At 60.8% G+C, this 24,449-nt stretch carries 20 protein-coding genes; 11 read left to right on the plus strand and 9 right to left on the minus strand.

Going from position 1 to position 24,449, the window contains the following annotated elements:
• Positions 1–17: 17 nt before the first annotated feature.
• A complete protein-coding gene (locus DIE03_RS36710; RefSeq protein ID WP_124456936.1) occupies positions 18–686 on the minus strand; it encodes a hypothetical protein in 669 nt (222 codons plus the stop codon).
• Positions 687–884: 198 nt separating this feature from the next.
• Between DIE03_RS36710 and DIE03_RS36715 the strand changes: the two genes are divergently transcribed.
• Both DIE03_RS36715 and DIE03_RS36720 read left to right on the plus strand, forming a co-directional pair.
• Positions 885–1,238 carry a hypothetical protein gene (locus tag DIE03_RS36715; RefSeq protein WP_124456937.1) on the plus strand — a complete coding sequence of 118 codons (354 nt, stop codon included), beginning with the start codon at positions 885–887 and terminating at the stop codon, positions 1,236–1,238.
• A 3-nt stretch (positions 1,239–1,241) separates the two neighbouring features.
• The gene (locus tag DIE03_RS36720; RefSeq protein ID WP_124456938.1) at positions 1,242–1,595 is read left to right on the plus strand and encodes a hypothetical protein; all 354 of its coding nucleotides are present in this window, start codon (positions 1,242–1,244) and stop codon (positions 1,593–1,595) included.
• A 288-nt stretch (positions 1,596–1,883) separates the two neighbouring features.
• On the opposite strand, the gene DIE03_RS36725 is transcribed toward DIE03_RS36720, so the two are convergent.
• The 4 genes from DIE03_RS36725 to mnmE form a co-directional block, all read right to left on the minus strand.
• Entirely contained in the window at positions 1,884–2,486 is a 603-nt protein-coding gene (locus tag DIE03_RS36725; RefSeq protein WP_124456939.1) for an SHOCT domain-containing protein, read from the minus strand.
• Between the two features lie 166 nt (positions 2,487–2,652).
• Entirely contained in the window at positions 2,653–3,228 is a 576-nt protein-coding gene (locus DIE03_RS36730) for a DUF6037 family protein (protein WP_124456940.1), read from the minus strand.
• A gap of 290 nt (positions 3,229–3,518) precedes the next feature.
• Positions 3,519–4,688 carry a hypothetical protein gene (locus tag DIE03_RS36740; protein WP_124456941.1) on the minus strand — a complete coding sequence of 390 codons (1,170 nt, stop codon included), beginning with the start codon at positions 4,686–4,688 and terminating at the stop codon, positions 3,519–3,521.
• A gap of 175 nt (positions 4,689–4,863) precedes the next feature.
• The gene (gene mnmE, locus DIE03_RS36745; protein ID WP_124456942.1) at positions 4,864–6,258 is read right to left on the minus strand and encodes a tRNA uridine-5-carboxymethylaminomethyl(34) synthesis GTPase MnmE; all 1,395 of its coding nucleotides are present in this window, start codon (positions 6,256–6,258) and stop codon (positions 4,864–4,866) included.
• 329 nt (positions 6,259–6,587) lie between these two features.
• Here mnmE and DIE03_RS36750 point away from each other — a divergent pair, with 329 nt between their 5' ends.
• Complete coding sequence (locus DIE03_RS36750) at positions 6,588–7,022, plus strand: transcriptional regulator (RefSeq protein WP_034190192.1); 435 nt, start codon at positions 6,588–6,590, stop codon at positions 7,020–7,022.
• 132 nt (positions 7,023–7,154) lie between these two features.
• Here the strand turns inward: DIE03_RS36750 and yidC are convergent, their stop codons facing one another.
• The 4 genes from yidC to rpmH all read right to left on the minus strand — a co-directional run bounded on the left by yidC (position 7,155) and on the right by rpmH (position 9,781).
• Positions 7,155–8,819, minus strand: coding sequence for a membrane protein insertase YidC (yidC, locus tag DIE03_RS36755; protein ID WP_124456943.1), 1,665 nt, complete (start codon positions 8,817–8,819; stop codon positions 7,155–7,157).
• An 8-nt stretch (positions 8,820–8,827) separates the two neighbouring features.
• Complete coding sequence (gene yidD, locus DIE03_RS36760) at positions 8,828–9,094, minus strand: membrane protein insertion efficiency factor YidD (protein ID WP_124456944.1); 267 nt, start codon at positions 9,092–9,094, stop codon at positions 8,828–8,830.
• Positions 9,095–9,169: 75 nt separating this feature from the next.
• On the minus strand, positions 9,170–9,631 hold the full coding sequence (rnpA, locus tag DIE03_RS36765; protein ID WP_185658299.1) for a ribonuclease P protein component: 462 nt from the start codon (positions 9,629–9,631) through the stop codon (positions 9,170–9,172).
• Positions 9,632–9,646: 15 nt separating this feature from the next.
• Positions 9,647–9,781, minus strand: a complete 135-nt coding sequence (gene rpmH / locus DIE03_RS36770) for a 50S ribosomal protein L34 (RefSeq protein ID WP_004198824.1) — start codon at positions 9,779–9,781, stop codon at positions 9,647–9,649.
• A 419-nt stretch (positions 9,782–10,200) separates the two neighbouring features.
• Here rpmH and dnaA point away from each other — a divergent pair, with 419 nt between their 5' ends.
• From dnaA to DIE03_RS36810, 8 genes are all read left to right on the plus strand, one after another.
• Positions 10,201–11,784: a chromosomal replication initiator protein DnaA gene (gene dnaA, locus DIE03_RS36775; protein ID WP_221623712.1), complete on the plus strand. Its 1,584-nt coding sequence runs from the start codon at positions 10,201–10,203 to the stop codon at positions 11,782–11,784.
• Between the two features lie 170 nt (positions 11,785–11,954).
• Complete coding sequence (gene dnaN / locus DIE03_RS36780; RefSeq protein ID WP_006490996.1) at positions 11,955–13,061, plus strand: DNA polymerase III subunit beta; 1,107 nt, start codon at positions 11,955–11,957, stop codon at positions 13,059–13,061.
• 192 nt (positions 13,062–13,253) lie between these two features.
• Entirely contained in the window at positions 13,254–15,728 is a 2,475-nt protein-coding gene (gyrB, locus tag DIE03_RS36785) for a DNA topoisomerase (ATP-hydrolyzing) subunit B (protein WP_124456947.1), read from the plus strand.
• Positions 15,729–16,384: 656 nt separating this feature from the next.
• Complete coding sequence (locus DIE03_RS36790; protein ID WP_124456948.1) at positions 16,385–16,582, plus strand: hypothetical protein; 198 nt, start codon at positions 16,385–16,387, stop codon at positions 16,580–16,582.
• Complete coding sequence (locus DIE03_RS36795) at positions 16,579–18,081, plus strand: class I SAM-dependent DNA methyltransferase (RefSeq protein ID WP_124456949.1); 1,503 nt, start codon at positions 16,579–16,581, stop codon at positions 18,079–18,081. Before DIE03_RS36790 ends, DIE03_RS36795 begins: the two co-directional genes overlap by 4 nt.
• Entirely contained in the window at positions 18,078–19,709 is a 1,632-nt protein-coding gene (locus DIE03_RS36800; RefSeq protein ID WP_221623713.1) for a class I SAM-dependent DNA methyltransferase, read from the plus strand. The genes DIE03_RS36795 and DIE03_RS36800 overlap by 4 nt, the downstream gene beginning before the upstream one ends.
• Entirely contained in the window at positions 19,702–20,916 is a 1,215-nt protein-coding gene (locus tag DIE03_RS38525) for a restriction endonuclease subunit S (RefSeq protein ID WP_185658300.1), read from the plus strand. The genes DIE03_RS36800 and DIE03_RS38525 overlap by 8 nt, the downstream gene beginning before the upstream one ends.
• Entirely contained in the window at positions 20,906–23,887 is a 2,982-nt protein-coding gene (locus tag DIE03_RS36810; protein ID WP_124456950.1) for a type I restriction endonuclease subunit R, read from the plus strand. The genes DIE03_RS38525 and DIE03_RS36810 overlap by 11 nt, the downstream gene beginning before the upstream one ends.
• Positions 23,888–24,449: the final 562 nt, after the last annotated feature.

Below are 24,449 nucleotides of genomic sequence, written 5' to 3' on the forward strand. Positions count from 1 at the left end.
CGGCCGTCGCGATGCGGCTATGCTCGCCCAACAGTTGCAAATGATTCTCCATTCGGTGTGCTGAATTTACCGCTTACGTACGTGCGATCCCCGTATGGCCGCTTGCCGTCGATGTAGGCCATCGGCCAGAAATCCCCTTCGCTCAGCACGTCGTCTATAGCGTCCGCATCGACCGTCCGCCAGTTGGCGCCCCTCAGCACGGCAAGATGCGCGGCACGAAATTCGAAACGGCCCGACGCATCGACACCGCTCCCCTTGAAGGCAAACAGCTTGCGAAGCGCTGGCGGGATCGTGTATCGCCCGGGCGCCAGCGTGCCCGCCGTCGCGACAAACACGGGGACGAGGTGTCCGAGTTCGGCGAGCGTGCGAATGGCGAGCGCATCGTCATTGGTTTTGAGTGCAGCCTTGGCCAACATAATCGTCGCCCCTTCGCCGATCAGCGGATGCATCGGATCGATGCCCGGTGCGCCGGATTCGACCGGCACCCACATCACCCGCAACTGCTTCATCAACGCAACGTGGCGCGAGGTCAGGTCGGGAAGAGATGCGCCGTCGGCGAAAACGGCGCGGATGATCGCGTTGCGGTCGGCAGGTCGTGACGACACGGGAGCGCCCGACGCCGTGCGTGCGGCAAGCATCGGGAGTGCGGCGAGGGAGGCAACGAAATGTCGGCGGGACAGGGACATGGGCTGGGAGATTGCTGAAAGGGAGGGCCAGGTCGGCTCGCGGAATGTAGCATTCAGCCTGACGGCAAACCATCTGGCAAAACTGTCAGCCAGTCGGATGGTTTCGCACCACGATGACAACCGTCGAAACCGGGACGATATAGTCCGGGGAATGATGAACATGTCCGTGCACTGGAGCTTCGCTGAATTCAAAAGCCGATGAGACTGAAATTCGTCGCAGTGACCTTGCTCGTGCTCGCCCTCTGCTACCTCGGTGCGGGCATGCCCGCCGCTCACCTGTTGCTCACACCCGCCGTCATTTCCGATGGCCTGACGCTGAAAGCGATTACCTACCACTGGACGGATCGCTTCGATCGGGCGCTCCCGGAAGCCGAACTGCTCGCGAGCCGCTTTTACGTGCTGCTGCTCGCCGCCCTTGGCGCGTTCTCGGCCATGTCTGCGCTCAAAGCAGATCGAAACACAAAGAGCTTCATCTTCGCGCTTGGCTGCGCGATCACGCTCTTCGTCATCTTTCTCTGTGCGCAGACCCAAGCCTATTACACGATGGGATGACGTATGAGCGCACGAGCCAAAGTTGCCCTGTCAGTCGCCGCGTCGATCCTCTCGGTAGCGGGACTCGCCTTTGTCGTTGGTACGCTCATTCATGTGCGCAACCTGGATCAGTTGCACCATCTTCTGACTTACGACTACATGAGCTTCGTAGACAGCCATGCCGATGGCAGCCTCGGCAGCGTGGCCAACGACTTCTTCACGGGTGTCTCCCTCGTCCTGATCGGCAGCGTCCTGTTCACGAAAATCGAGAGAACGAGCCGGGGCGCCAGGATCGTTGCCGCGTGTCTCTTCGTCTTCGCGGCGCTCTCGCTCGTCTATGCCTGCGCGAATCTTCGCCTCGGCATCGCGCCGCATTGACGGGCACGTCGTCGACCGGCACAACCACGTAGACAATCCCCTTGGTTGGCTTAATTAGAGCCAACTCAAAAGGGTTGTCAACCTGATACTGGTGGAGGGCCGACAGCTTTTCAGCCATGTCGGTGTTGCCACAGAGCAGGTATTCCAGCCAGTTGACCGACAAGTACGCATCTTTCCACTTTTCGTCCTCACCCAAGCGAAATTCGAAGGATGCCGGGGTGGGCGAATTCGTTTCTAGATCGAGTGATGATTTCTTGCCGACCTTTGAAGAACCAAGGTCCAACCGCATCAAAGCTGGCTGATGACCTTGGCCTTGATGGTTTCGTATTCCGAATCGCTGATGAGCCCTTGGTCCAGCATGGTCTTGGCTTTCTGCAACCGCTCAGTCGGACTTTCGCTTGCCGTTGCGACAGAGTCACCAAAACTTCCCTGAAACCCACCGGATTTGGCACGCATCTCCTCAAGCTCCCTCTGCCGGCGCTTTTCACGCCAGGCCTGCTCCTGAGCTTGGCAAATGCGATAGATTGCTTGCGCCTCAGCTTTACGCAAGCCCGAGAACTGAAATCCGCGGAGTGCGCCACCGCTTGCCAAGTCTGGCTGAGTCAGTGCAGTAACGGTCAGCGTACTGCCAAAGATACCGGCCTTGATATGGGCCGTCTTGATATCCTGCCAGCGGAGGTCAACCGGCGAAAACCCTCCAAGTAGACCTCGCGTCATGCCGATTAGCCGGCCAGACGTCGCCGCCACAAGTGCGCGCCGATGCAAAAGCGCAAATAAACGGCGCTGCACCGTGCTCTCCTGAACGGCCTCCCCGGTAACGAGCATCGAGTCCAGATAGGACCACGCTTTCGGCATCTCGGCGGCAAGGCCGGTTGAGTTGTTGTCTGCCATCGCATTCCCCGTCAATTGTGATTGTGTTGTCGCAGTCATCGCGCTGCGGTTTGGAAAATCCTAGCAGATTTAAAGGACGGCGCTGCGCCAGCCACAACTGGTTCAAATCCTGCTCTACTATCGGGTACTTCCTTGGAGCCCTGACGCCTATCGCCCGAGATTGCCATCAAGGCAGATCAATCTCCTTGGCTCTGGTTGCGTCATCCGTCCAGCAGCTACTGATGTTCCTCTCTTTGCACCGCACATAGGCCTTCTCACCTAGCCACTTGCGCGTCTTCTCAAGATTTTCCATGGTCACATGCTTAGCTGACGCCGTGTTGTCTCGCCATCCGCAGAACCAGATCTTTTCAGATTCCTCGACGTTTCTTCGATACTGAGCCAAGTCGCGCGGGGCGGCCCGACGGAACCCCACTCCTTTCATTGCTTCATTCACGTGTGCAAGGAAAGCGCTTGGAGTGAATCGAGGTCCCGAACGGCCCAGGCCAAGGATCTCGCAAAGCCTGTAGTACACGTCAGTTGGAAACACACCCGGTGTCTCAAGCGTTCTCGGGTCGACCGACACTTCGAAGTAGAAATTCTGCCCGATAGCGCCAAACGCAAGCACATAGGGATCGACATCGATGAAGACGAACGCGTCGAACTCTCCCCGGTGTAGCCGGAAGCGAAAATGACAACGATCGATCTCTTCAGCCTCCATCCTGGAGAGAAGCTCAGACAATGAGGCCAGTTTGAAATACGCCATTGATTACTCGCTCTTCTTTCACGTGCATGAACCAGTCGCCTATACATCGGCAACGATCAAAGCTCGCTGAAGTCCCCGTAGTGAATCGGGTCCCTCAGATACGCGTGGACCTCGCTGTTCTTCCACACCGTGCACCGCGGAGATAGTTGAATCGGCTGAGGCGCCCGTCCGGCCAGGCAGAGCTTCGCCATGTCCCCCGGCAGACGCCCACAAACGGCGCGATGCGCATCCGGCGCGGCTGCCCTGTTCCGCGCCGCAATGGTCAGCACATCAACTTTCGCCACCGATCCTCACTGCAACCGAATCTGATAAACGTCGTTATTACTTCCCTGCGTGTAGTACACGTACGTCCCGGACTGAATCAGTTGGTTCGGCACCGAATCGAGCAGTTGGGTCACCGCGCCTGTTGTGGCCTGCCAGCGATAAACCTTGTTCGCCGACGATACCTGGTAGATCACATTTCCGGCTGCATTGCCGAGTAGTCGAGCAGTCATGTCAGTCGACAGCGTGTTGATCTTCCCGGTCGACACCACCACCGCCCGTAGATCGAGGCGAGAAAAAGTCTGCTGCGTTTCCACCCAGGCGAGTACCCCTTCCGATAAAAGAAAGTAGGCGCCTCCGCCGACCTCGTCAGGCGAAATCGAAACGGGTCCGCCCGTCGCAGCCTGCCAAGACAAATTTTGGATGTGCGTCCCACCCTGAGCGGAGATACCGCTAAGCCAAGCGACGGACTGTCCGTCCGTTTGAACGGATCCACCCGGGTACATTTGCCACAACGCTGCCGACGCTTGCGTCTGTGATGACCACATGTATACCTGCTGTGGATTGAAGGCCTCGGGCAACTGGATCCAGTAGTAGTAGTTCACGATCCCGTTCGAAACACTGAAACTGTTGACGGAAGCACTCAGCCCTGGCGGAAGACTCGTGAAAGTCTTTGTGGACTGGCTATAAAGGGTCCCGCCTCCATAACTGTTCCAAAGCAGATACCCGTCATGTGCGGATGGCGCAAGGTCATCAGCGTGACCGGCTGTCCCGGCGAGTATCGACATATTCGTCTTCACGCCATTCGGGTCCCACTGGTAGATGCAATGAAAGGGCAACGGCTGTGGGCAGTCGACATCTACCGCGGACACGTATGCGTAGCCGCCGCTAAGCTGCCAATTTCCGGCGTTCTGCAAAGACGCAAAGCCATTCAGCACGACTTCGGTCTGACTGCCGAAATTCCTCATGCGGGCCGAGCCGTCCGCCGCGACGTAGAGCAGGCTATTGCCATCGGCAGCCAGCATCTTTCCACCGCTCCCGAGCGTGAGAAGAGGAGCAGGAGGCGGCGATCCTCCTCCACTTCCACCACCTCCACTGCCCGCACCTTCTGAGGTGACGTCCCCGCCGCAAGCAGCCAATATCAGAGCAATGGAAGCCACAAGCCAGCGCCAAGATCCGTTTCGCTTGAAAGTAACCATGTCGAGAAGTTTTCCTGATGTTCTTGTGGTTCACCAATAACACCGGTTACGGCTCAATATCCGCTCGTCGTGCAATTCATCTGGTTGCAGAATGTCGAGCAGTGGGTGTTCTGAATGTGTTTTCAAGGATTTGAGAGGGGCGACTAGACGACCTTAGACAACTTTGGGTGACTGGTTATTTCCCGATACAAAACCTGCTGAAAATCACCCCCAGCAGATCATCCGAAGTGAACTCCCCGGTAATCGAATTCAGCTGCTCCTGCGCGAGCCGCAGCTCCTCCGCAAACAGATCGAGCGACTGAGCGCGCTGCTCCGCATGATCCGCCGCCTGCGCGAGGTGTTCCTGCGCGGCCCGCAACGCGATCAGGTGTCGTTCGCGCGCGAGGTACACGCCTTCCGCCCCCGCCTGCCACCCTGCAATCCGCAGCAGCTCCGCACGCAGCATGTCGATCCCGTCGCCGCGCTTCGCCGACAGATGCACCTCCGTCAGGTCGCCCTCGGCCGCCGGATGCTCGACGCACGCCGGCACGCCCGTCAGGTCCGTCTTGTTCAGCACGCGCACCACCGGCACGCCGCCCGGAAACCGCGCCGCGATCACTTCATCGTCGGGCGTCATTCCCGTGCGCGAATCCAGCAGGTGCAGCACGACGTCCGCGCGCTCGATCTCGCTCCATGTGCGCGCAATGCCGATCCGCTCGACTTCATCCTCCGTCTCGCGCAGCCCGGCCGTATCGATGATGTGCAGCGGAATCCCCTCGACCTGGATCGTCTGCGCGACCTTGTCGCGCGTCGTTCCGGCGATCGGCGTGACGATCGCCAGCTCCGCGCCGGCCAGCGCGTTCAGCAGCGACGACTTGCCGACGTTCGGCTGCCCCGCGAGCACGACCGACAGCCCTTCGCGCAGCAGCGCGCCCTGCCGCGCATCGCCGAGCACGTGCGCGAGCTGCGCACGGATCTTCGCGAGCTTGCCGCGCGCGTCGGCCGCTTCGAGGAAGTCGATCTCCTCTTCCGGGAAATCGAGCGTCGCCTCGACCAGCATCCGCAGCGTGATCACGTCGTCGACGAGCACATGGATCTGCCGCGAGAACGCACCATCGAGCGAGCGCCCGGCCGAGCGCGCCGCCGCCTCCGTGCTCGCCTCGATCAGGTCGGCGACGGCCTCGGCCTGCGCGAGGTCGAGCTTGTCGTTCAGGAACGCGCGCCGCGTGAACTCGCCCGGTTCCGCGAGCCGCAGCCCGAAACCGCGCCCCGCATCCAGGCAGCGCTGCAGCAGCAACTGCATCACGATCGGCCCGCCGTGCCCCTGCAACTCGAGCACGTGCTCGCCGGTGTACGAATGCGGCGCCGGGAAATACAGCGCGATCCCGCGGTCGAGCGGGGCGCCATGCTCGTCGAGGAACGGCACATAGCTCGCATGACGCGGCGCGAGCTTCTGCCCGCACAACGCGTCGATCAGCGGCAGCGCGGCCGCCTCGCCGCCGCGCCCGAACGATACGCGGACGACCCCGATGCCGCCTCGGCCGGCAGCAGTGGCAATGGCGACGATCGGATCGGAATCGGTAGCGAGCATGGGAATCGGGAAATCAGGATGAAAATGGTGCGCCCGCGCAACAGTTCGGGCATCGGAACGCCGGCATTGTAGCGTGCCGGCTCACACGCCACCGGCCGCCCCGCCGGATTCGGACTCGCCCGAATTTATCCCGCCGGGGATAAGGCAAGTATCAGTCCATCGGGATAACACCGCCATCGCTTCGGACGAGTATGCCTGCCGGAGCGGCCCAACGATTTGCCCCCAAATTCCCATCCCCAATCCGGTCGAGGTCGGGATTCGTCCGAACGAGATATGTTTAGCGCATATGGTTGTCTGAAACGCGTCGAGGGAATTGCACAATCTCCCCCATGCCGACATCCGAAGAAAAAGCCGCGTTCTCGGAACGCCTGAAATTCGCCCTGCGGCGCAGCCCGGAGAAGGTCACCGGTGCGACCGAGCTGGCGAACCGATTCAATCTGCGCCACCGCGGAACGCACCCTGTTTCGCCGCAAACCGCGCACAAATGGCTGACGGGCCGCACGATTCCGACATCGGACAAACTCGAAACGCTCGCCGAGTGGTTGCGCGTCGAAGTGCACTGGCTGCATTACGGGCCGTCGCCGAGCGTGATCGAACACCCGACGCCGCAACCGCTGCCGCGTGACGAGCGCTATCCGCCGACGCCCGAGACGATCGAACTCGCGTCGAAGATCGAGGCGCTGTCCCCGCATCAACGCTACCTCGTGCAGGAGCTGGTCGAGCAGTTCTACGGCGATCTGAAGCTCGAAGCGAAGAAAGCCTGATCAGGAACGGCACGCGCCGCCGTCGCAGCCTGGAAATAACCGCCGGGAAATGAAAAAGCCGCATGGTCGTGAACCATGCGGCTTTTTTTGCGTGCATCGCGGGCGGCTGGCCGCCCGCGCGTGCAACGGGCGTCAGGCAGGCTTCTTCTTGACGCCGCCGAGCTTGCGCGTGATGTAGTACTGCTGCGCGATCGACAGCACGTTGTTCACGACGTAGTACAGCACGAGGCCGGCCGGGAAGAAGAAGAACATCACCGAGAACGCGATCGGCATGAACTTCATCATCTTCGCCTGGACGGGGTCCGGCGGCGTCGGGTTCAGGCTCGTCTGCACGAACATCGACACGGCCATCAGCACCGGCAGGATGAAGAACGGATCGCGCTGCGACAGGTCGTGAATCCACAGAATCCACGGCGCGCCGCGCATTTCGACCGACGCGAGCAGCACCCAGTACAGCGAGATGAACACCGGGATCTGGATCACGACCGGCAGGCAGCCGCCGAACGGATTGACCTTCTCGGTCTTGTACAGCTCCATCAACGCGGCGTTCATCTTCTGCGGATCGCTCTTGAAGCGTTCGCGCAGCGCCTGCATGCGCGGCGTGATTTCCTTCATGCGCGCCATCGACTTGTAGCTCGCAGCCGACAGCGGGAAGAACACGGCCTTGATCAGCACCGTCAGCAGCACGATCGCCCAGCCCCAGTTGCCGACATAGCCGTGGATCTTCTCGAGCAGCCAGAACAGCGGCTTCGCGATGATCGTCACCCAGCCGTAGTCCTTCACGAGCTCCAGGCCCGGCGCGATGCCTTCGAGCATGCGCTCTTCTTCCGGACCGGCGAACAGGCTAGCCTGCACGTCGGCCGACTGGCCCGGCGCAATCGCGGCGACCGGCTGCTTCACGCCGACGCGGTACAGCGTCGGATCGATCTTTTCAGCGTAGATGTCGCGCTTCACGCCCTGCTTCGGAATCCAGGCCGACGCGAAGTAGTGCTGCACCATCGCAACCCAGCCGTTGTCGGCGGAGTTCACGAAGTCGGCCTTGTTCTTGTCGAGGTCGCTGAAGTTGATCTTCTGGAAGTGCTTCGCGTCCGTATAGACCGCCGGCCCGAGGAACGTATGCGAGAACATCGGCGTTTCGACGGCCGTGTTGTCGCGGACGAGTTCCATGTAGACCGTCGGCGTGACCGGTGCCGTGCCGACGTTGTCGATCTTGGTGTCGACGCCGATCACGTAGCTGCCGCGCGTGAACGTGTAGGTCTTCACGACCTTCACGCCGCCCTTCACCGGCGATTCGAACGACAGCTTCAGCGCGTTCTGGTCACCCGTCAGCGACGTCGAGCCGGGGTTCAGCTGCGTGTAGACGTCGTTGTGGTTCGGGAAATCGCCGCCGAGCAGGCCCGTGCGTGCGAGATACGTGTGGCCGGCCGTGTGGTCGAACAGCGTGATGTACAGGTCGGGCTGCTTGCCGTCGCCCTGCTTCTTCAGCGTCAGCTTCGCAAGCGTGCCGCCGCGCGTGTCGATTTCGCCGTCATAGACGTCGGTCGAGAACTTCACGAGCTGCGCCTGGGCGGCCGGTGCAGTGGTCGACGGTGCGGCGCCGGCTGCGGCGGCAGGCACTTCACCTGCGGTCGTCGTCGCGCCCGTGCCCGATGCACCGCCGGCAGCGGCCGCGGGGGCCGTCTGCGTGGCGCTCGGGAAGAACATCGACGGGCGTCCATGGGACCGCTGCCAGTTGTCGTACAGCATGACAGCTGACATGAAGAAGATCACCCATAGGACGGTGCGTTTGATATCCATGCGTTGTCTCAGAGTCGATGGGACCGCGCGTCGGCTTCGCCGCTAGCGCGAGTGTCGGAGTTGGGCGGCGGGACGAGGTCGATGCCGCCCGCGGAAAACGGATGGCATCGGCACACGCGCCTGACGGCGAGATACGTGCCGCGCGCGGCGCCATGATACTGGATTGCCTCGCGCGCGTAATCCGAACAGGAAGGATAAAAACGGCAACGGTTGCCGAGCATCGGGCTCACGGCAACCTTGTAGAAGCGCAGCAAGGCGATCAATACCGTTTTCATACCTTGGGCGGCGCCGTACGACGCCGCGTCAAAACCGGCCGGGCAGGCGCGAACGCCGCACCGGGCACGGATGCGTCACTCGGACGCGGGCTTCGACGCACGGCGCGCGATTTCCCGGACTGCCCTGTCGAGCAGTTCGCGGATCTCGGCCGCGCACATCGCCGCGAGCGGGGCGGAAGCCGCGCTCGGCAGCGCTTTCTTGTCGAAGCGCGTGTGCTGCCGCAGCAGCAGGTCGTAACCGGCGAATTCGGCGCGGCGCAGGCGAAACTGATCGCGCGCCAGCCGCTTCACGAGATTACGTGTTACTGCACGCGGCGCATACTTCTTGCCGACGACAAGCCCCAGACGCGCGGGCTGACCGGTCGGCTTGCCGTAAATCACGAAGTGCGCGGAGCGCCGCCAGGGACGCAAACGAAAAACGGATGAAAATTCATCCGTTTTCAGAAGTCGCGCAGCTTTCGGGAAGGCGGCTTTCGTCTGCGACGGATTCACACCCGGCTCGACGGTACCTTCCGCAGGACTGCGGACGGCGGACACAGCGCGCAACCTGCCTTAGATGGCGAGGCGCTTGCGGCCCTTCGCGCGGCGAGCGTTGATGACCTTGCGGCCACCTGCCGTCTTCATGCGGACACGGAAGCCATGGGTGCGCTTGCGGCGCGTCACGGACGGTTGGTAAGTACGTTTCATGATGTTCTCACTTGTTCGAGAATGTCGAAATTCAGGGGACCGCGTGCCCTACCGGAGGCATTCGGGCGAACGCAATCGCCGGGAATACAGGATTGGTTTTCGCGGAACCCGCTATTTAAACCGTTTTTCCGTTGACGGTCAATACTTTAGGAGTCGATCGCCTGTGCGCGCCCCGCGCGATCCGGCCCCGCGCCCCACAATCACAGCCTGTGGATAAGTCCCGCTGTGGCCGCGTTTGGCGTTAGAATCTCGCCTTATCTCCAAGAATCCCGCACGCCGCTTCGGCTCGCGCCTGCCTCTCCACGACTGTGACGCAGGCGTCCGAGGCACGCTCGCACGACCGCTTCGGGCCTTGTTGCGCAACCGCGACAAGGGCGCCGGCGAGCCGCGCTGTGCACGCAAAAAACGACAGTTACTTGATGAACGATTTCTGGCAACACTGTTCCGCACTGCTGGAGCGCGAGCTGACGCCCCAGCAGTACGTGACGTGGATCAAACCCTTGGCCCCGGTGGCCTTCGATGCGTCGGCGAACACGCTGTCCATCGCCGCGCCGAACCGCTTCAAGCTGGACTGGGTCAAGAGCCAGTTTTCGGGCCGGATCTCCGATCTGGCCCGTGAATTCTGGAACACGCCGATCGAAGTCCAGTTCGTCCTCGATCCCAAGGCCGGCATGCGCAGCGCAGCGCCCGCGACCGGCGCCGCGCCGGCTGCCCCGCGCGCGCCGCTGGCGCCGAGCGGCCCGGCCGCGACGGTCGCCGCGATCGCCGCCAACCTCGCCGCGAATGCCGCTGCTGCGCCCAGCGCGCCGGCCGACGTGCCGATGACGCCGTCGGCCGCCGCCGCGCATCACCTGAACGCCGACGACGCCGACATCGACCTGCCGAGCCTGCCCGCGCACGAAGCGGCGGCCGGCCGCCGCACGTGGCGTCCGGGCCCGGGCGCCGCACCCGCGAACGGCGGCGAAGCCGATTCGATGTACGAACGTTCGAAGCTGAACCCCGTGCTCACGTTCGACAACTTCGTGACCGGCAAGGCGAACCAGCTCGCGCGCGCTGCCGCGATCCAGGTCGCGGACAACCCCGGCATCTCGTACAACCCGCTGTTCCTGTACGGCGGCGTCGGCCTCGGCAAGACCCACCTGATCCACGCGATCGGCAACCAGCTGCTGCTCGACAAGGCCGGCGCGCGGATCCGCTACATCCACGCCGAGCAATATGTGTCGGACGTGGTGAAGGCGTACCAGCGCAAGGCGTTCGACGATTTCAAGCGCTACTACCATTCGCTCGACCTGCTGCTAATCGACGATATCCAGTTCTTCTCCGGCAAGTCGCGCACGCAAGAGGAATTCTTCTACGCGTTCGAGGCGCTGGTCGCGAACAAGGCGCAGGTGATCATCACCAGCGACACGTATCCGAAGGAAATCTCGGGCATCGACGATCGCCTGATCTCGCGCTTCGACTCGGGCCTCACCGTCGCGATCGAGCCGCCCGAGCTCGAGATGCGCGTCGCGATCCTGATGCGCAAGGCGCAGTCGGAAGGCGTGAACCTGTCGGAAGACGTCGCGTTCTTCGTCGCGAAGCACCTGCGCTCCAACGTGCGCGAACTCGAAGGCGCGCTGCGCAAGATCCTCGCGTATTCGAAGTTCCATGGCCGCGAGATCTCGATCGAGCTGACCAAGGAAGCGCTGAAGGACCTGCTGACCGTGCAGAACCGGCAGATTTCGGTCGAGAACATCCAGAAGACCGTCGCGGACTTCTACAACATCAAGGTCGCCGACATGTATTCGAAGAAGCGCCCCGCGAACATCGCGCGGCCGCGGCAGATTGCGATGTACCTGGCGAAGGAACTCACGCAGAAGAGCCTGCCGGAAATCGGCGAGCTGTTCGGCGGGCGCGATCACACCACCGTGCTGCACGCGGTGCGCAAGATCGCCGACGAGCGCAGCAAGGACGCGCAGCTCAACCACGAGCTGCACGTGCTGGAACAGACGCTGAAGGGTTGAGCGCGCGCACCGCGCTTGATAATTCGGCCTCCGCCCCAATTTAAGGGGGGCGGTTCGGTTTTGAGGCACAATACTGGTTTGACCGCCCCGGTGGTGGCGGGCCAAGAGCCCGGCTGGCGGGGCGCTGCGAGGCTGCTGCGCTGCAGGCCGTTACTCAACGAAGGAACTCTATGCAACTGGTCAAGACCGAACGAGACACCCTCCTCAGGCCGCTGCAAACGGTCAGCGGCATCGTCGAACGCCGCCATACGTTGCCGATCCTCGCCAACCTGCTGATCACCAAGAACGGCCCGGACGTTTCATTCCTGTCGACCGACCTGGAGCTGCAGATCACCACGCGCGCCGATTTCGGCGTCGGCGGCGACCAGATCGCGACCACCGTCGCAGCCCGCAAGCTGCTCGACATCCTGCGCGCGATGCCTGACGGCCAGGTCACGCTGTCGCTCGCCGACAAGCGCCTCACCGTTCAATCGGGCAAGAGCCGCTTCGCCCTGCAGACGCTGGCGGCCGACGAGTTCCCGACCGTCGCGCAGGCGAAGGATTTCGGCGCCACGCTCACCGTCCCGCAGAAGTCGTTCCGCCAGTTGCTCGGCATGGTGCACTTCGCGATGGCGCAGCAGGACATCCGCTACTACCTGAACGGCATGCTGCTCGTCGTCGACGGCGACCAGCTGATGGCCGTGGCCACCGACGGCCACCGCCTCGCGTTCTCGTCGATGAAGCTCGAAGGCGGCACGTTCGGCCGCCAGGAAGTCATCGTGCCGCGCAAGACGATTCTCGAGCTGCAGCGCCTGCTCGAAGACATCGACGACACCGTCACCATCGACATCGCGCAAACCCAGGCCAAGTTCACGTTCGGCCAGGTCGAGCTCGTGTCGAAACTCGTCGAAGGCAAGTTCCCCGACTTCCAGCGCGTGATCCCGAAGGCGCACAAGAACACGTTCGAGATCGGCCGTGAAGAACTGCAGCGTTCGCTGCAGCGCGCGGCGATCCTGACCTCGGACAAGTTCAAGGGCGTGCGCTGCATCATCGCGCCGGGCCAGCTGAAGATCATGTCGACCAACGCCGATCAGGAAGAGGCGCAGGAAGAACTCGAGATCGCCTACCAGGGCGATACCGTCGACATCGGCTTCAACGTCACGTATCTGCTCGACGTGCTCGCGAACCTGAAGGTCGACACCGTGCAGGTGAGCCTCGGCGACGCCAGCTCGAGCGCGCTGATTACCGTGCCCGAGAACGACGAGTTCAAGTATGTCGTGATGCCGATGCGCATCTGACGCGCACGACATCAAGACACACACCAGGGGGCGGCAAGCCCCTTTGGCGTTTTTATGGCGAACCGACAACCCGTCCCTTTGGTGCCCTAACGGCGCCTAGGACGGGCCAGGAAAACTGGAGCGGCCCGGCGTTTTCGCAAGAAAGCGCACCGCGCCGCCGCTTGAGTGGCCTCGCAGAACCGGAAGATATCCATGAGTGAACAGCACAATTCGCAACCCGATAACAGCAGCTACGGCGCCTCGTCGATCCAGATCCTCGAAGGTCTGGAAGCGGTGCGCAAGCGCCCCGGGATGTACATCGGCGACACGTCGGACGGCACCGGTCTGCACCACCTCGTGTTCGAGGTGCTCGACAACTCGATCGACGAAGCGTTGGCCGGGTACTGCAACGACATCCACGTGACGATTCACGCCGACAACTCGATTTCCGTGACCGACAACGGCCGCGGGATTCCGACCGACGTGAAGATGAACGACAAGCACGAGCCGAAGCGCAGCGCCGCCGAGATCGTGATGACCGAGCTGCACGCCGGCGGCAAGTTCGACCAGAACAGCTACAAGGTGTCGGGCGGCCTGCACGGCGTGGGCGTATCGTGCGTGAACGCGCTGTCGAGCTGGCTGCGCCTCACCGTGCGCCGCGACGGCAAGAAGCGTTTCATGGAGTTCCACCGCGGCGTCGCGCAGGATCGCGTGCTCGAAGTGGTGGACGGCGTGGAAGTGTCGCCGATGCTCGTGACCGGCGACACCGAGAACCGCGGCACCGAAGTGCATTTCATGGCCGATCCGACCATTTTCGGCACGGTCGAGTATCACTACGACATCCTCGCGAAGCGGATGCGCGAGCTTTCGTTCCTGAACAACGGCGTGCGGATTCGTCTGACCGACCTGCGCTCGGGCAAGGAAGACGATTTCGCGTTCGCCGGCGGTGTGAAGGGCTTCGTCGAGTACATCAACAAGACGAAGACCAACCTGCACCCGACCGTGTTCTTCGCCGACGGCGAGAAGGACGGCGTGGGCGTCGAAGTCGCGATGCAGTGGAACGACAGCTACAACGAGAACGTGCTGTGCTTCACGAACAACATTCCGCAGCGCGACGGCGGCACGCACCTGACCGGCCTGCGGGCCGCGATGACGCGCGTCATCAACAAGTACATCACCGACAACGAAATCGCGAAGAAGGCGAAGGTCGAGACGACCGGCGACGACATGCGCGAAGGGCTGTCGTGCGTGCTCTCCGTGAAGGTGCCGGAGCCGAAGTTCAGCTCGCAGACGAAGGACAAGCTGGTTTCTTCCGAGGTTCGTGCGCCGGTTGAGGAAGTTGTGGCGAAGGCGCTGGAGGAGTTCCTGCTCGAAACGCCGATCGACGCGAAGATCATCTGCGGGAAGATTGTTGAAGCCGCGCGGGCGCGCGATGCGGCGCGGAAGGCGCGTGAGATGACGCGCCGCAAGGGCGTGCTCGACGGCGTCGGCCTGCCGGGCAAGCTCGCGGACTGCCAGGAGAAAGACCCGGCGAAGTGCGAAATCTACATCGTCGAGGGCGACTCGGCAGGTGGCTCGGCGAAGCAAGGGCGTGACCGGAAGTTCCAGGCGATCCTGCCGCTGCGCGGCAAGGTGCTGAACGTCGAGAAGGCACGCTACGACAAGCTGCTGTCGTCGGAGCAGATCGTCACGCTCGTGACTGCGCTTGGGTGCGGGATCGGCAAGGAAGACTACAACCTCGACAAGCTCCGCTATCACCGCATCATCATCATGACCGACGCGGACGTCGACGGTGCGCACATCCGGACGCTGCTGCTCACGTTCCTGTATCGCCAGATGCCGGACATGATCGAGCGCGGGTACGTGTATATCGCGCAGCCGCCGCTTTACAAGATCAAGGCGGGCAAGGACGAGCGGTATCTGAAGGATGACGTGGAGCTGAACGCGCATATGCTGCGGTTGGCGCTGCAAGGGTCGGAGCTGGTGCCGGGTGAGAATGCGCCGGCGATTTCGGGTGATGCGCTTGGGGAGCTGGCCAGGTCGTACCTGCTGTCGCAGAGTGTGATCGATCGGTTGAGCCGGTTGTATGACCCGGCTGCGCTGGAAGCCGTTATGGATGGGGTGGTGATCGATCTCTCCAGCGAGGAGTCGACCGAGGCTTCGGCTAAGGCGCTGCACGCTGCGTTGCATGATGAAGCGCTGAAGAACGAAGTGCGGGTGGTGCCTTCGTATGACGCCGTTCGCGAACAGCGGGCGCTGCATGTCGAGCGGACGCATCACGGCAACGTGCGCGTTTCGGTCATCGACCAGGAATTCCAGCACACGGCGGATTATCAGCAGCTCGTGACCACCGCGAATACGTTCAAGGGGCTTATTGGGGAAGGTGCGGTCATCAAGCGCGGGGAGCGCAGCATGGCCGTGGCGGACTTCAAGAGCGCGATGAAGTGGCTGCTGGCGGATGCTGAGCGGAACGTGTCGAAGCAACGCTATAAGGGGCTGGGGGAGATGAACCCCGAGCAGCTGTGGGAAACGACGATGGATCCGGCAGTGCGCCGGTTGTTGCGTGTGCAGATCGAAGACGCGATCGCGGCGGATGGGATCTTTACTACCCTCATGGGGGATGATGTCGAGCCGCGTAGGGCGTTTATCGAGTCGAATGCGTTGCGGGCGGGGAATATTGACGTTTAACGCAGTGCCAGCTGTCGAATGTCACTATAAGTGAAAAAATCGACACAAAAGCTGAAAATTGAAGACGCATTTGGTGAAAATTTCCGAAGAAATTTGGCGCGTGTTCTGCGCCGTTCCTAGCGGAAATTTTTAAAGGCAAGTGCAAAGCCATAGCGTTGGAGCTCGGCTTTGCAGTACCAAGTTGACGGGTTTGCCCCCTCTGCTTCCCGACAACCGTTCGAATTCCGTTGCATTCGCAAACCCCGCTTTCCGTATGGTTCGCGGGGTTTTTTATTTGCTTTTCTGGATTTTGGTTTCCCTTGACAGCCGAGCGAATTCGGCCACGCTTTCCTACTCGCCAGGGATTTATGCTCCCTTGTCACGAAAGTTGGCCCATACGCCTTGGCTTTGTCGACGAAAGCTATCGCGAGGGATTTGTAACATTGGACACCACGAGGACGCAGAAGAAAAACGTCCGGGCAACCAGTCGTGCTCACGCGGGTGATAGGTGGCTCAAATTTCTTTGAATCGACGGAAGAGCCCTTTCCTCTCGCTAGTCCCGCGCGTAGTTAGCGAGCCAAATACAACAACTCGCCGGTTAAGCGCATGAGAGGTCCGGATAGGCATGCAGTGCAAAATGCAGTACATTTGCACGACATTGTTACTGAGGCGCCGCTATGTCACGCCTGAAAGACGAAACCCTTTCCATCCGCACTTCTGCCGACATCAAGCAATTGCTGCGCATGGCTGCTGCGCATGAGCGCAGGTCGGTGGCATCAATGATCGAGATTCTTGTGCTGGAGTATGCGCAGCAACACGGCTTGCACGCAGACGGTCCTAAGCACGCGTCACCCAAGAGAACACAGTCGAAATGAATCGTCCGTCGCCAACCGTCACCCTCGGCCAGCTCGAAGGCCACCTTTGGGAATCCGCCAACATCCTGCGCGGCCCCGTGGATGCGGCTGACTTCAAAACCTACATCTTCCCGTTGTTGTTCTTCAAGCGCGTCTGCGATGTCTGGGACGAGGAGTATCAGGAGATTGTTGAGGAGACTGGCGACGAGCAACTCGCCTGGTTCCCGGAATCGCACCGATTTCAGATCCCGGAAGACTGCCACTGGAACGACGTCCGCACCAAAGCCAGCAACGTCGGGGCAGCGCTGCAACGCGCGATGCGCGAAATTGAGAAGTCCAATCCAGACACGCTGTATGGCGTGTTCGGCGACGCGCAGTGGTCCAACAAGGAACGCCTGTCCGACGCGCTACTCAAGGATCTGATTGAGCATTTTTCGGCGCTGCCACTCGGCAACGACAACGTCAACTCAGACCTCCTCGGAGATGCCTACGAGTATCTGATCAAGAAGTTCGCGGACGCAACGAACAAGAAAGCGGGCGAGTTCTATACCCCGCGCAGCGTGGTACGGCTGATGATCGACATGCTAGACCCCAAGGAAGCCGAGACTATCTACGACCCGGCCTGCGGCACTGGCGGCATGTTGCTGGCTGCCGTGCAGCACGTCAAAGAGATGCATGGCGACGTTAAACGCCTGTGGGGCAAGCTGTACGGGCAGGAAAAGAACCTCACCACTTCATCCATCGCGCGGATGAACCTGTTCCTACATGGCATTGAGGACTTCCAGGTAGTGCGCGGTGACACGCTGCGCAACCCAGCCTTCTTCGAGGGCGACCGGCTGGCCACCTTTGATTGCGTGATCGCAAATCCGCCGTTTTCGTTGGAAAAGTGGGGCGAGGACCTGTGGCTGAACGATCCCTTTGGCCGCAACTTTGCCGGTCTACCACCGTCATCCAGCGGGGACTTCGCTTGGGTGCAGCACATGGTCAAGTCGATGGCAGACGTGACCGGCCGGATGGCGGTGGTGCTACCCCAGGGTGCCCTGTTCCGCAAAGGTGTCGAAGGCAGCATCCGCCAAAAACTGCTGGAGTTGGATCTGATCGAGGCCGTGATTGGGCTCGGCCCCAATCTGTTCTACGGAACAGGGCTCGCTGCATGCATCCTGGTACTGCGTAAGCGCAAACCGACCAAGCACAAGAAGAAGGTGCTGATCGCCGATGCCTCACGACTGTTCCGTCGGGGGCGTGCCCAAAACTATCTGGAGCCCGAGCACGCCGCCGGGATCCTGGGCTGGTATCGCGGCTTTGCCGACGTTCAGGACGCGGTTCGTGTGGTCATGCTCGACGAGATCAAGGCCGAGGGCTGGACCCTAAACATTTCGCGCTACGTCCTGCCACCACTGCAAGAAGACATCCCACCACTGCCTGACGCCATCGCGACATTCAAGGATGCGCTTACCCGCTGTCGCGAGGCAGAAGAGCGGCTTGGGCAGATCATGACTGAAGGGGGATGGCTGCAATGACTTCAGACCGCGCCTTCAAGGACAACAAGATCTTCACTGAAGAGATGGCGGACGCTGCGCGTGCGCGACTGAAGGAAAAGTTTGCCCAAATGGCACAAGATAAAACTGGTAGCCCTAAGCGCATCAGCCAACGAGAGCTGGAAAGCTACCTGTGGGGCGCTGCCGTGCTTCTGCGCGGCCTCATCGACGCAGGTGACTACAAGCAGTTCATCTTCCCGTTGCTGTTCTACAAGCGCGTGTCGGATGTCTGGGACGAGGAATACCAAGTGGCGCTGGTCAACTCGGACGGCGATCTTTCCTACGCGCAGTTTAGCGAGAACCACCGCTTCCAGATCCCTGCGGGTGCGCATTGGAATGACATGCGACAGACCCCGAAGAACGTCGGCGCAGCCATTCAGAAGGCCATGCGCGCCATCGAGACGGCCAACCCGGATCTGCTCGATGGCATCTTCGGCGATGCCCCCTGGACCAACCGCGAGCGCCTACCCGACGAAACGCTGAAGAACCTGATCGAGCACTTCTCGACCCAAACGCTGTCGGTGGCCAATGTCCCCGAGGACGAGCTGGGCAACGCCTACGAATACCTGATCAAGAAGTTCGCGGACGACTCCGGCCATACGGCCGCCGAGTTTTACACCAACCGCACCGTTGTCCACCTGATGACGCAACTCCTGGCGCCGCAGGCGGGCGAGTCGATCTACGACCCCACGTGCGGCACAGGCGGCATGTTGATCTCAGCGCTGGACGAAGTGAAGCGCTCCGGCGGCGAATACCGCACGCTCAAGCTGTACGGGCAGGAGCGCAACTTGATCACCTCATCCATCGCCCGCATGAACTTGTTCCTGCACGGAGTGGAGGACTTCGAGATCATCCGGGGCGACACCCTGGCCGCCCCCAAGCACATCGAGGGTGATCGTCTACGCGAGTTTGATGTGATCCTGGCCAACCCGCCGTACTCCATCAAGCAGTGGAACCGCGAGGGTTGGAGTAGTGACAAGTGGGGCCGCAACTTGCTGGGCACGCCGCCGCAGGGCCGCGCCGACTATGCGTTCCAGCAGCACATCCTGACCAGCCTCACGGCCAAGGGCCGCTGTGCTGTGCTCTGGCCACATGGCGTATTGTTCCGCAACGAGGAACAGGCGATGCGCGCCAAGATGGTCGAACAGGATTGGGTCGAGGCCGTCATCGGCCTGGGGCCGAACCTGTTCTACAACTCTCCGATGGAATCGTGCATCGTCATTTGCAACCGCAAGAAGACAGCAGCACGGAAAGGCAAAGTGATCTTCGTCGATGCGGTGAACGAGGTTACCCGCGAGCGAGCACAGAGCTTCCTCAAGCCCGAGCACCAGGAGCGCATCCTGGCCGCCTACAAGACGTTTGTGGATGTACCCGGTTTCGCCAAGGTCGCCACCTTGACCGAGATCCGTGTGAACGGCGGCAACCTGTCGATCCCACTATACGTGAAGCGTATCGCTGCAACTGTCGCCACTGACGGGAATAGCGGCGCGATATCGCTGCGCTCGTCCTGGGAGCAGTGGCAAAACGAAGGCCGCGCCTTCTGGCAGCAGATGGACGCGCTGGTGGAAACGCTGGATGGACTGATCATGGAGGACATCGAGCGTGTCTGATAACAAGAACAAAAACCTTAAACCCGGCTGGCTCCAGGTGAAGTTCGGCGACGTGGTGCGGCTCTCGAAGGCACGCAGCCAAGATCCGCTGGCCGATGGCTTTGAACGCTACGTTGGTCTGGAACACCTCGAACCAGGCGATTTGCGCATCCGCAGTTGGGGCAACGTTGCTGACGGCGTTACCTTCACCAGCGTGTTTCAACCTGGGCAGGTGTTATTCGGCAAGCGCCGCGCCTACCAACGCAAGGTGGCCGTGGCAGATTTCTCTGGCGTGTGTTCTGGTGACATCTACGTGCTGGAGACCAAGGACGCGAAGGTCTTGCTACCGGAGTTGCTGCCATTCATTTGCCAGACCGATGCCTTCTTTGATCACGCAGTGGGCACATCTGCCGGCTCCTTGAGCCCGCGTACCAACTGGTCGAGCTTGGCGAATTTCGAGTTTGCACTGCCTCCGATAGATGGGCAGTTAGAGATAGTCAGCGCCATTGCCGCAATTGATGAGTGTTTCGAAGCCTGCACAACATTGCAAGTCAACGGAAGTACCGTGCTGCAGTCACTGCTCGATCGCATGTGGCGCACGTTTCCTAAGCAGAAGATTGGCGCTCTTATTGACCAAGGGCTGATTACTCCGCCTCAAGACGGCAATCATGGTGAGAAACACCCGAAGGCGGCTGACTATGTGCCCGAAGGCGTGCCGTTTGTGATGGCTTCAGATTTGAAGGGGGGGCAAGTTGACCTCACGGGGTGCAGCAAAATCCCCCATTCACTCGCCCGCACGCTGAGGATTGGCTTTGCCAGATCAGGCGATGTTCTTTTGAGCCACAAAGGAACAGTTGGAGAGGTCGCTAGACTGAGAGATTTGACGACGGATTTTGTCATGCTGTCCCCGCAGGTTACGTACTACCGAGTGATCAACGGAGCCAAACTCGAACCTGACTGGCTCTACTTCGCATTTCAAACGCCCGGATTTAAGCGCCTCCTTGAGCAGTACGGAAAGCAGTCAACCAGGGCTTACGTGGGGATAACAACCCAGCGGGAACTTTCAATTCCGATTGCGCAGGTGCCAGACCAGCGGGAGGTGATTGCAGAACTCGTCGCGGTAGAAGTAGCAATCGCAGGAGCAGCGGAACGTGCAGCCTCTGTAGCCAATATGCGGCAGCGTCTGCTTACTGAAGCGCTAGCTGGAGGTGATCACAATGTTCACTGAATCCAACACCGTTGAAGCCTACGTCCGCGATCTGCTCGCAGGCCCTATGAAGGTCATCTCCGCCAACACGGTTCAGGAACTGCAAACCGGCTATGGCTTCAGTCCCAAAGGCATTGGCTGGCGCTACGCAGCGCCGGGTGAAGTGCCGCGCCAGATTCAGGAAGTGCTGGTTGAGCCCTGGCTGCGCGATGCGCTGATCCGCCTCAACCCCGAGATTGCCACTCAGGCCGACCGGGCTGACGAGGTGCTCTACAAGCTGCGCGCCATTGTCTTGTCGGTGCGCTCGGATGGCCTGATCCGCGCAAACGAGGAAATGACCGCCTGGATGCGCGGCGAGCGCTCGATGCCCTTCGGCCCCAACAACGAGCATGTGCCGGTGCGGCTGATCGACCTGGATGATCTGTCGCAGAACCAGTACATCGTCACCCAACAGTTCATCTACCGTGCCGGACCTACCGAGCGCCGCGCCGATCTGGTGCTGTTGGTCAACGGTTTGCCGCTGGTGCTGATCGAGGCCAAAACGCCGGTCAAGAAGTGCATTAGCTGGGTCGATGGCGCGGTGCAGGTGCGCGACGACTACGAAAAGTTTGTGCCGGAGCTCTTCGTCTGCAACGTGTTCTCAGTAGCCACCGAGGGCAAGGCCTACCACTATGGGTCCATCGGGCTGCCGGTCAAGGATTGGGGGCCGTGGCACCTGGACGGTGGCGATGCGCAGCACCACCCACTGAAGTCGCTCAAGCTGTCGGTCGAGAGCATGCTGCGGCCGCATGTGGTGCTGGACATCCTCGGCAGCTTCACCTTGTTCGCAACGGACAAGAAGAAGCGTCGTATCAAGATCATTTGCCGCTATCAGCAGTATGAGGCGGCCAACAAGATCGTCGAGCGCGTGCTGGCGGGCTATCCCAGAAAGGGTTTGATCTGGCACTTCCAGGGCTCGGGCAAGTCACTGCTGATGGTGTTCGCCGCGCAGAAGCTGCGCATGCATGCCGGCCTGAAGAACCCCACCGTTCTGATCGTGGTGGACCGCATCGATCTCGATACGCAGATCACAGGCACCTTCACCGGGGCGGACATTCCCAATCTGGAAAAGGCCGACACGCGCGAAAAGCTACAGCAATTGCTGGCGCAGGATGTGCGCAAGATCATCATCACGACGATCTTCAAGTTCGGCGAGGTCACAGGCAGCCTGAACGACCGCAGCAACATCATCGCGCTGGTGGACGAAGCCCACCGCACCCAGGAAGGTGACCTGGGCCGCAAAATGCGCGAAGCCCTGCCCAAGGCGTTTCTGTTCGGCCTGACCGGCACGCCGATTAACCGCGCCGACCGTAACACCTTCTACGCCTTCGGTGCCGACGAAGACGAAAAGGGCTACATGAGCCGCTACGGCTTCGAAGAGTCGATCCGCGATGGCGCCACGCTGAAGCTGCACTTCGAGCCTCGGCTGATCGACCTGCACATCGACAAGGCCGCGCTGGACGCGGCCTACAAAGACCTGACCGGCGGCCTGTCGGATCTGGACAAGGATAACCTCGCCAAGACCGCCGCGAAGATGGCCGTGCTGGTCAAGACGCCCGAGCGCATCCGCAAGGTGTGCGAGGACATCGTCGAGCATTTCCAGACCAAGGTGGAGCCTAACGGCTTCAAAGGTCAGATCGTCACGTTCGACCGGGAGTCCTGCCTGCTGTTCAAGACCGAACTGGACAAGCTGCTGCCACCGGAGGCCACCGACATCGTGATGTCGGTGCAGGCGTCCGACAAGAAAGAGCACCCTGAGTATGCCCCCTACGACCGCAGCCGCGATGAGGAAGAGCGATTGCTCGACCGCTTCCGCGACCCTACCGATCCGTTGAAACTGATCATCGTAACGGCCAAGCTGCTAACCGGCTTCGACGCGCCCATCCTGCAGGCGATGTACTTGGACAAACCGTTGCGTGACCATACGTTGCTGCAGGCGATCTGCCGGGTGAACCGTACTTATTCCGAACAGAAGACGCACGGTCTAATCGTGGACTACTTGGGCATCTTCGACGACGTGGCCGCTGCGCTGGAATTCGACGACCAGAGCGTCAGGCAGGTGGTCAGCAACATTCAGGAGTTGAAGGACAGGCTACCCGAAGCGATTCAGAAATGCTTGAATTTCTTCCAGGGCTGCGATCGCACGCTGCAAGGCTACGAAGGCCTGATCGCGGCGCAACAGTGCTTGCCCAATAACGAGGTGCGCGACAACTTCGCAGCCGAATACAGCCTGCTCAACAAGATCTGGGAAGCGCTGTCACCTGATACGGTGCTGGGGCCCTTCGAGAAGGATTACAAGTGGCTATCGCAGGTGTACCAGTCGGTGCAGCCGTCCAGCGGCCATGGCAAGCTGATCTGGCATTCTCTCGGTGCCAAGACCATTGAGCTGATCCATCAGAACGTGCATGTGGATGCGGTACGAGATGACCTCGACACTCTGGTACTGGATGCCGACTTGCTTGAAGCGGTGCTTTCGAACCCCGACCCGAAGAAGTCCAAGGAGATCGAGATCAAGCTCAACCGAAGGTTGCGCAAGCACGCGGGTAACCCGAAGTTCAAGAAACTGTCGGAACGGCTCGACGCGCTGAAAGACCGTTTTGAGTCTGGACAGATCAACAGTGTCGAGTTTTTGAAGCAGTTGCTGGAGATCGCCAAGGAAACCCTGCAGGCCGAGAAGGAGGTCCCGCCTGAGGAAGACGAGGATCGCGGAAAGGCAGCACTGACCGAGCTTTTTAACGAAGCGAAGACTGCCGAGACGCCCATCATGGTCGAGCGAGTGGTGGCAGACATCGACGAGATTGTGCGCCTGGTCCGCTTCCCCGGTTGGCAAGGAACGCAAGCCGGTGAGCGTGAGGTGAAGAAGGCGCTGCGCAAGGCCCTCTTCAAGTACAAGCTGCATGCGGATGAGGAACTGTTCGAGAAAGCCTACAACTACATCCGGCAGTATTACTGAGGGGAAAAATGAGCGATATCTCGTGTCGGACTTGGTCTTACCCTGGTGCGCGTTGGTGGAAATTCGACTTCCACAGACGTGTCGATTACATTGAGATGCTCTACAACCCAGTTCGTCGGCACGGTTTCGCTGACGACCTGTCACCCATAGAGTTTGAACGGCGCTATGTGCCAAACGGCTCGTGAGTGTCTATGAAACTCTGGTCGGTTCAGGTTGCCCATTTCACCGCCTCAAGAGCTGGCTCGTGATTGATGATTCGGTTTAATGGGCGTATCACCTGAACACAAGCGTTCTCAACCAGGAGCCGCATTCATCCTGCTCAACACCGGCGCGGTATTCGGGATGCGAAGGCACAGTAGCAGATTGAAGACTGGCTGGCCGAAGTACACGGCACAAGCAGACGCTAGCGCGTCGTTAGTTATGCTGAGCCATGGCGTGAACAAGCCAAAGACCCGTGTCAGGCACCTCGTATTCCGAAAGCTGATTGCGTCGTTCGATACAGCGCTACGAGTCCCAAGACAGATTTCGGTCGAAGTATCTAAGCACGCGACCGCTCTGACGA

Origin of the sequence: Burkholderia sp. Bp8992, assembly GCF_003853705.1 — a bacterium.
In the GTDB taxonomy this organism is placed as follows: Bacteria; Pseudomonadota; Gammaproteobacteria; order Burkholderiales; family Burkholderiaceae; genus Burkholderia.

Excerpts from the sequence above, each read along its gene's own strand:
- DIE03_RS36725 (WP_124456939.1), bottom strand. The coding sequence starts at position 2,486 with ATGGCAGACAACAACTCAACCGGCCTTGCCGCCGAGATGCCGAAAGCG.
- yidD (WP_124456944.1), bottom strand. The coding sequence starts at position 9,094 with ATGAAAACGGTATTGATCGCCTTGCTGCGCTTCTACAAGGTTGCCGTG.
- DIE03_RS36800 (WP_221623713.1), top strand. The coding sequence starts at position 18,078 with ATGACTTCAGACCGCGCCTTCAAGGACAACAAGATCTTCACTGAAGAG.
- gyrB (WP_124456947.1), top strand. The coding sequence starts at position 13,254 with ATGAGTGAACAGCACAATTCGCAACCCGATAACAGCAGCTACGGCGCC.
- yidC (WP_124456943.1), bottom strand. The coding sequence starts at position 8,819 with ATGGATATCAAACGCACCGTCCTATGGGTGATCTTCTTCATGTCAGCT.
- DIE03_RS36795 (WP_124456949.1), top strand. The coding sequence starts at position 16,579 with ATGAATCGTCCGTCGCCAACCGTCACCCTCGGCCAGCTCGAAGGCCAC.
- dnaA (WP_221623712.1), top strand. The coding sequence starts at position 10,201 with ATGAACGATTTCTGGCAACACTGTTCCGCACTGCTGGAGCGCGAGCTG.
- mnmE (WP_124456942.1), bottom strand. The coding sequence starts at position 6,258 with ATGCTCGCTACCGATTCCGATCCGATCGTCGCCATTGCCACTGCTGCC.
- DIE03_RS36720 (WP_124456938.1), top strand. The coding sequence starts at position 1,242 with ATGAGCGCACGAGCCAAAGTTGCCCTGTCAGTCGCCGCGTCGATCCTC.
- DIE03_RS36740 (WP_124456941.1), bottom strand. The coding sequence starts at position 4,688 with ATGGTTACTTTCAAGCGAAACGGATCTTGGCGCTGGCTTGTGGCTTCC.
- dnaN (WP_006490996.1), top strand. The coding sequence starts at position 11,955 with ATGCAACTGGTCAAGACCGAACGAGACACCCTCCTCAGGCCGCTGCAA.
- DIE03_RS36790 (WP_124456948.1), top strand. The coding sequence starts at position 16,385 with ATGTCACGCCTGAAAGACGAAACCCTTTCCATCCGCACTTCTGCCGAC.
- rpmH (WP_004198824.1), bottom strand. The coding sequence starts at position 9,781 with ATGAAACGTACTTACCAACCGTCCGTGACGCGCCGCAAGCGCACCCAT.
- DIE03_RS36750 (WP_034190192.1), top strand. The coding sequence starts at position 6,588 with ATGCCGACATCCGAAGAAAAAGCCGCGTTCTCGGAACGCCTGAAATTC.
- DIE03_RS36715 (WP_124456937.1), top strand. The coding sequence starts at position 885 with ATGAGACTGAAATTCGTCGCAGTGACCTTGCTCGTGCTCGCCCTCTGC.
- DIE03_RS36710 (WP_124456936.1), bottom strand. The coding sequence starts at position 686 with ATGTCCCTGTCCCGCCGACATTTCGTTGCCTCCCTCGCCGCACTCCCG.
- DIE03_RS36810 (WP_124456950.1), top strand. The coding sequence starts at position 20,906 with ATGTTCACTGAATCCAACACCGTTGAAGCCTACGTCCGCGATCTGCTC.
- DIE03_RS36730 (WP_124456940.1), bottom strand. The coding sequence starts at position 3,228 with ATGGCGTATTTCAAACTGGCCTCATTGTCTGAGCTTCTCTCCAGGATG.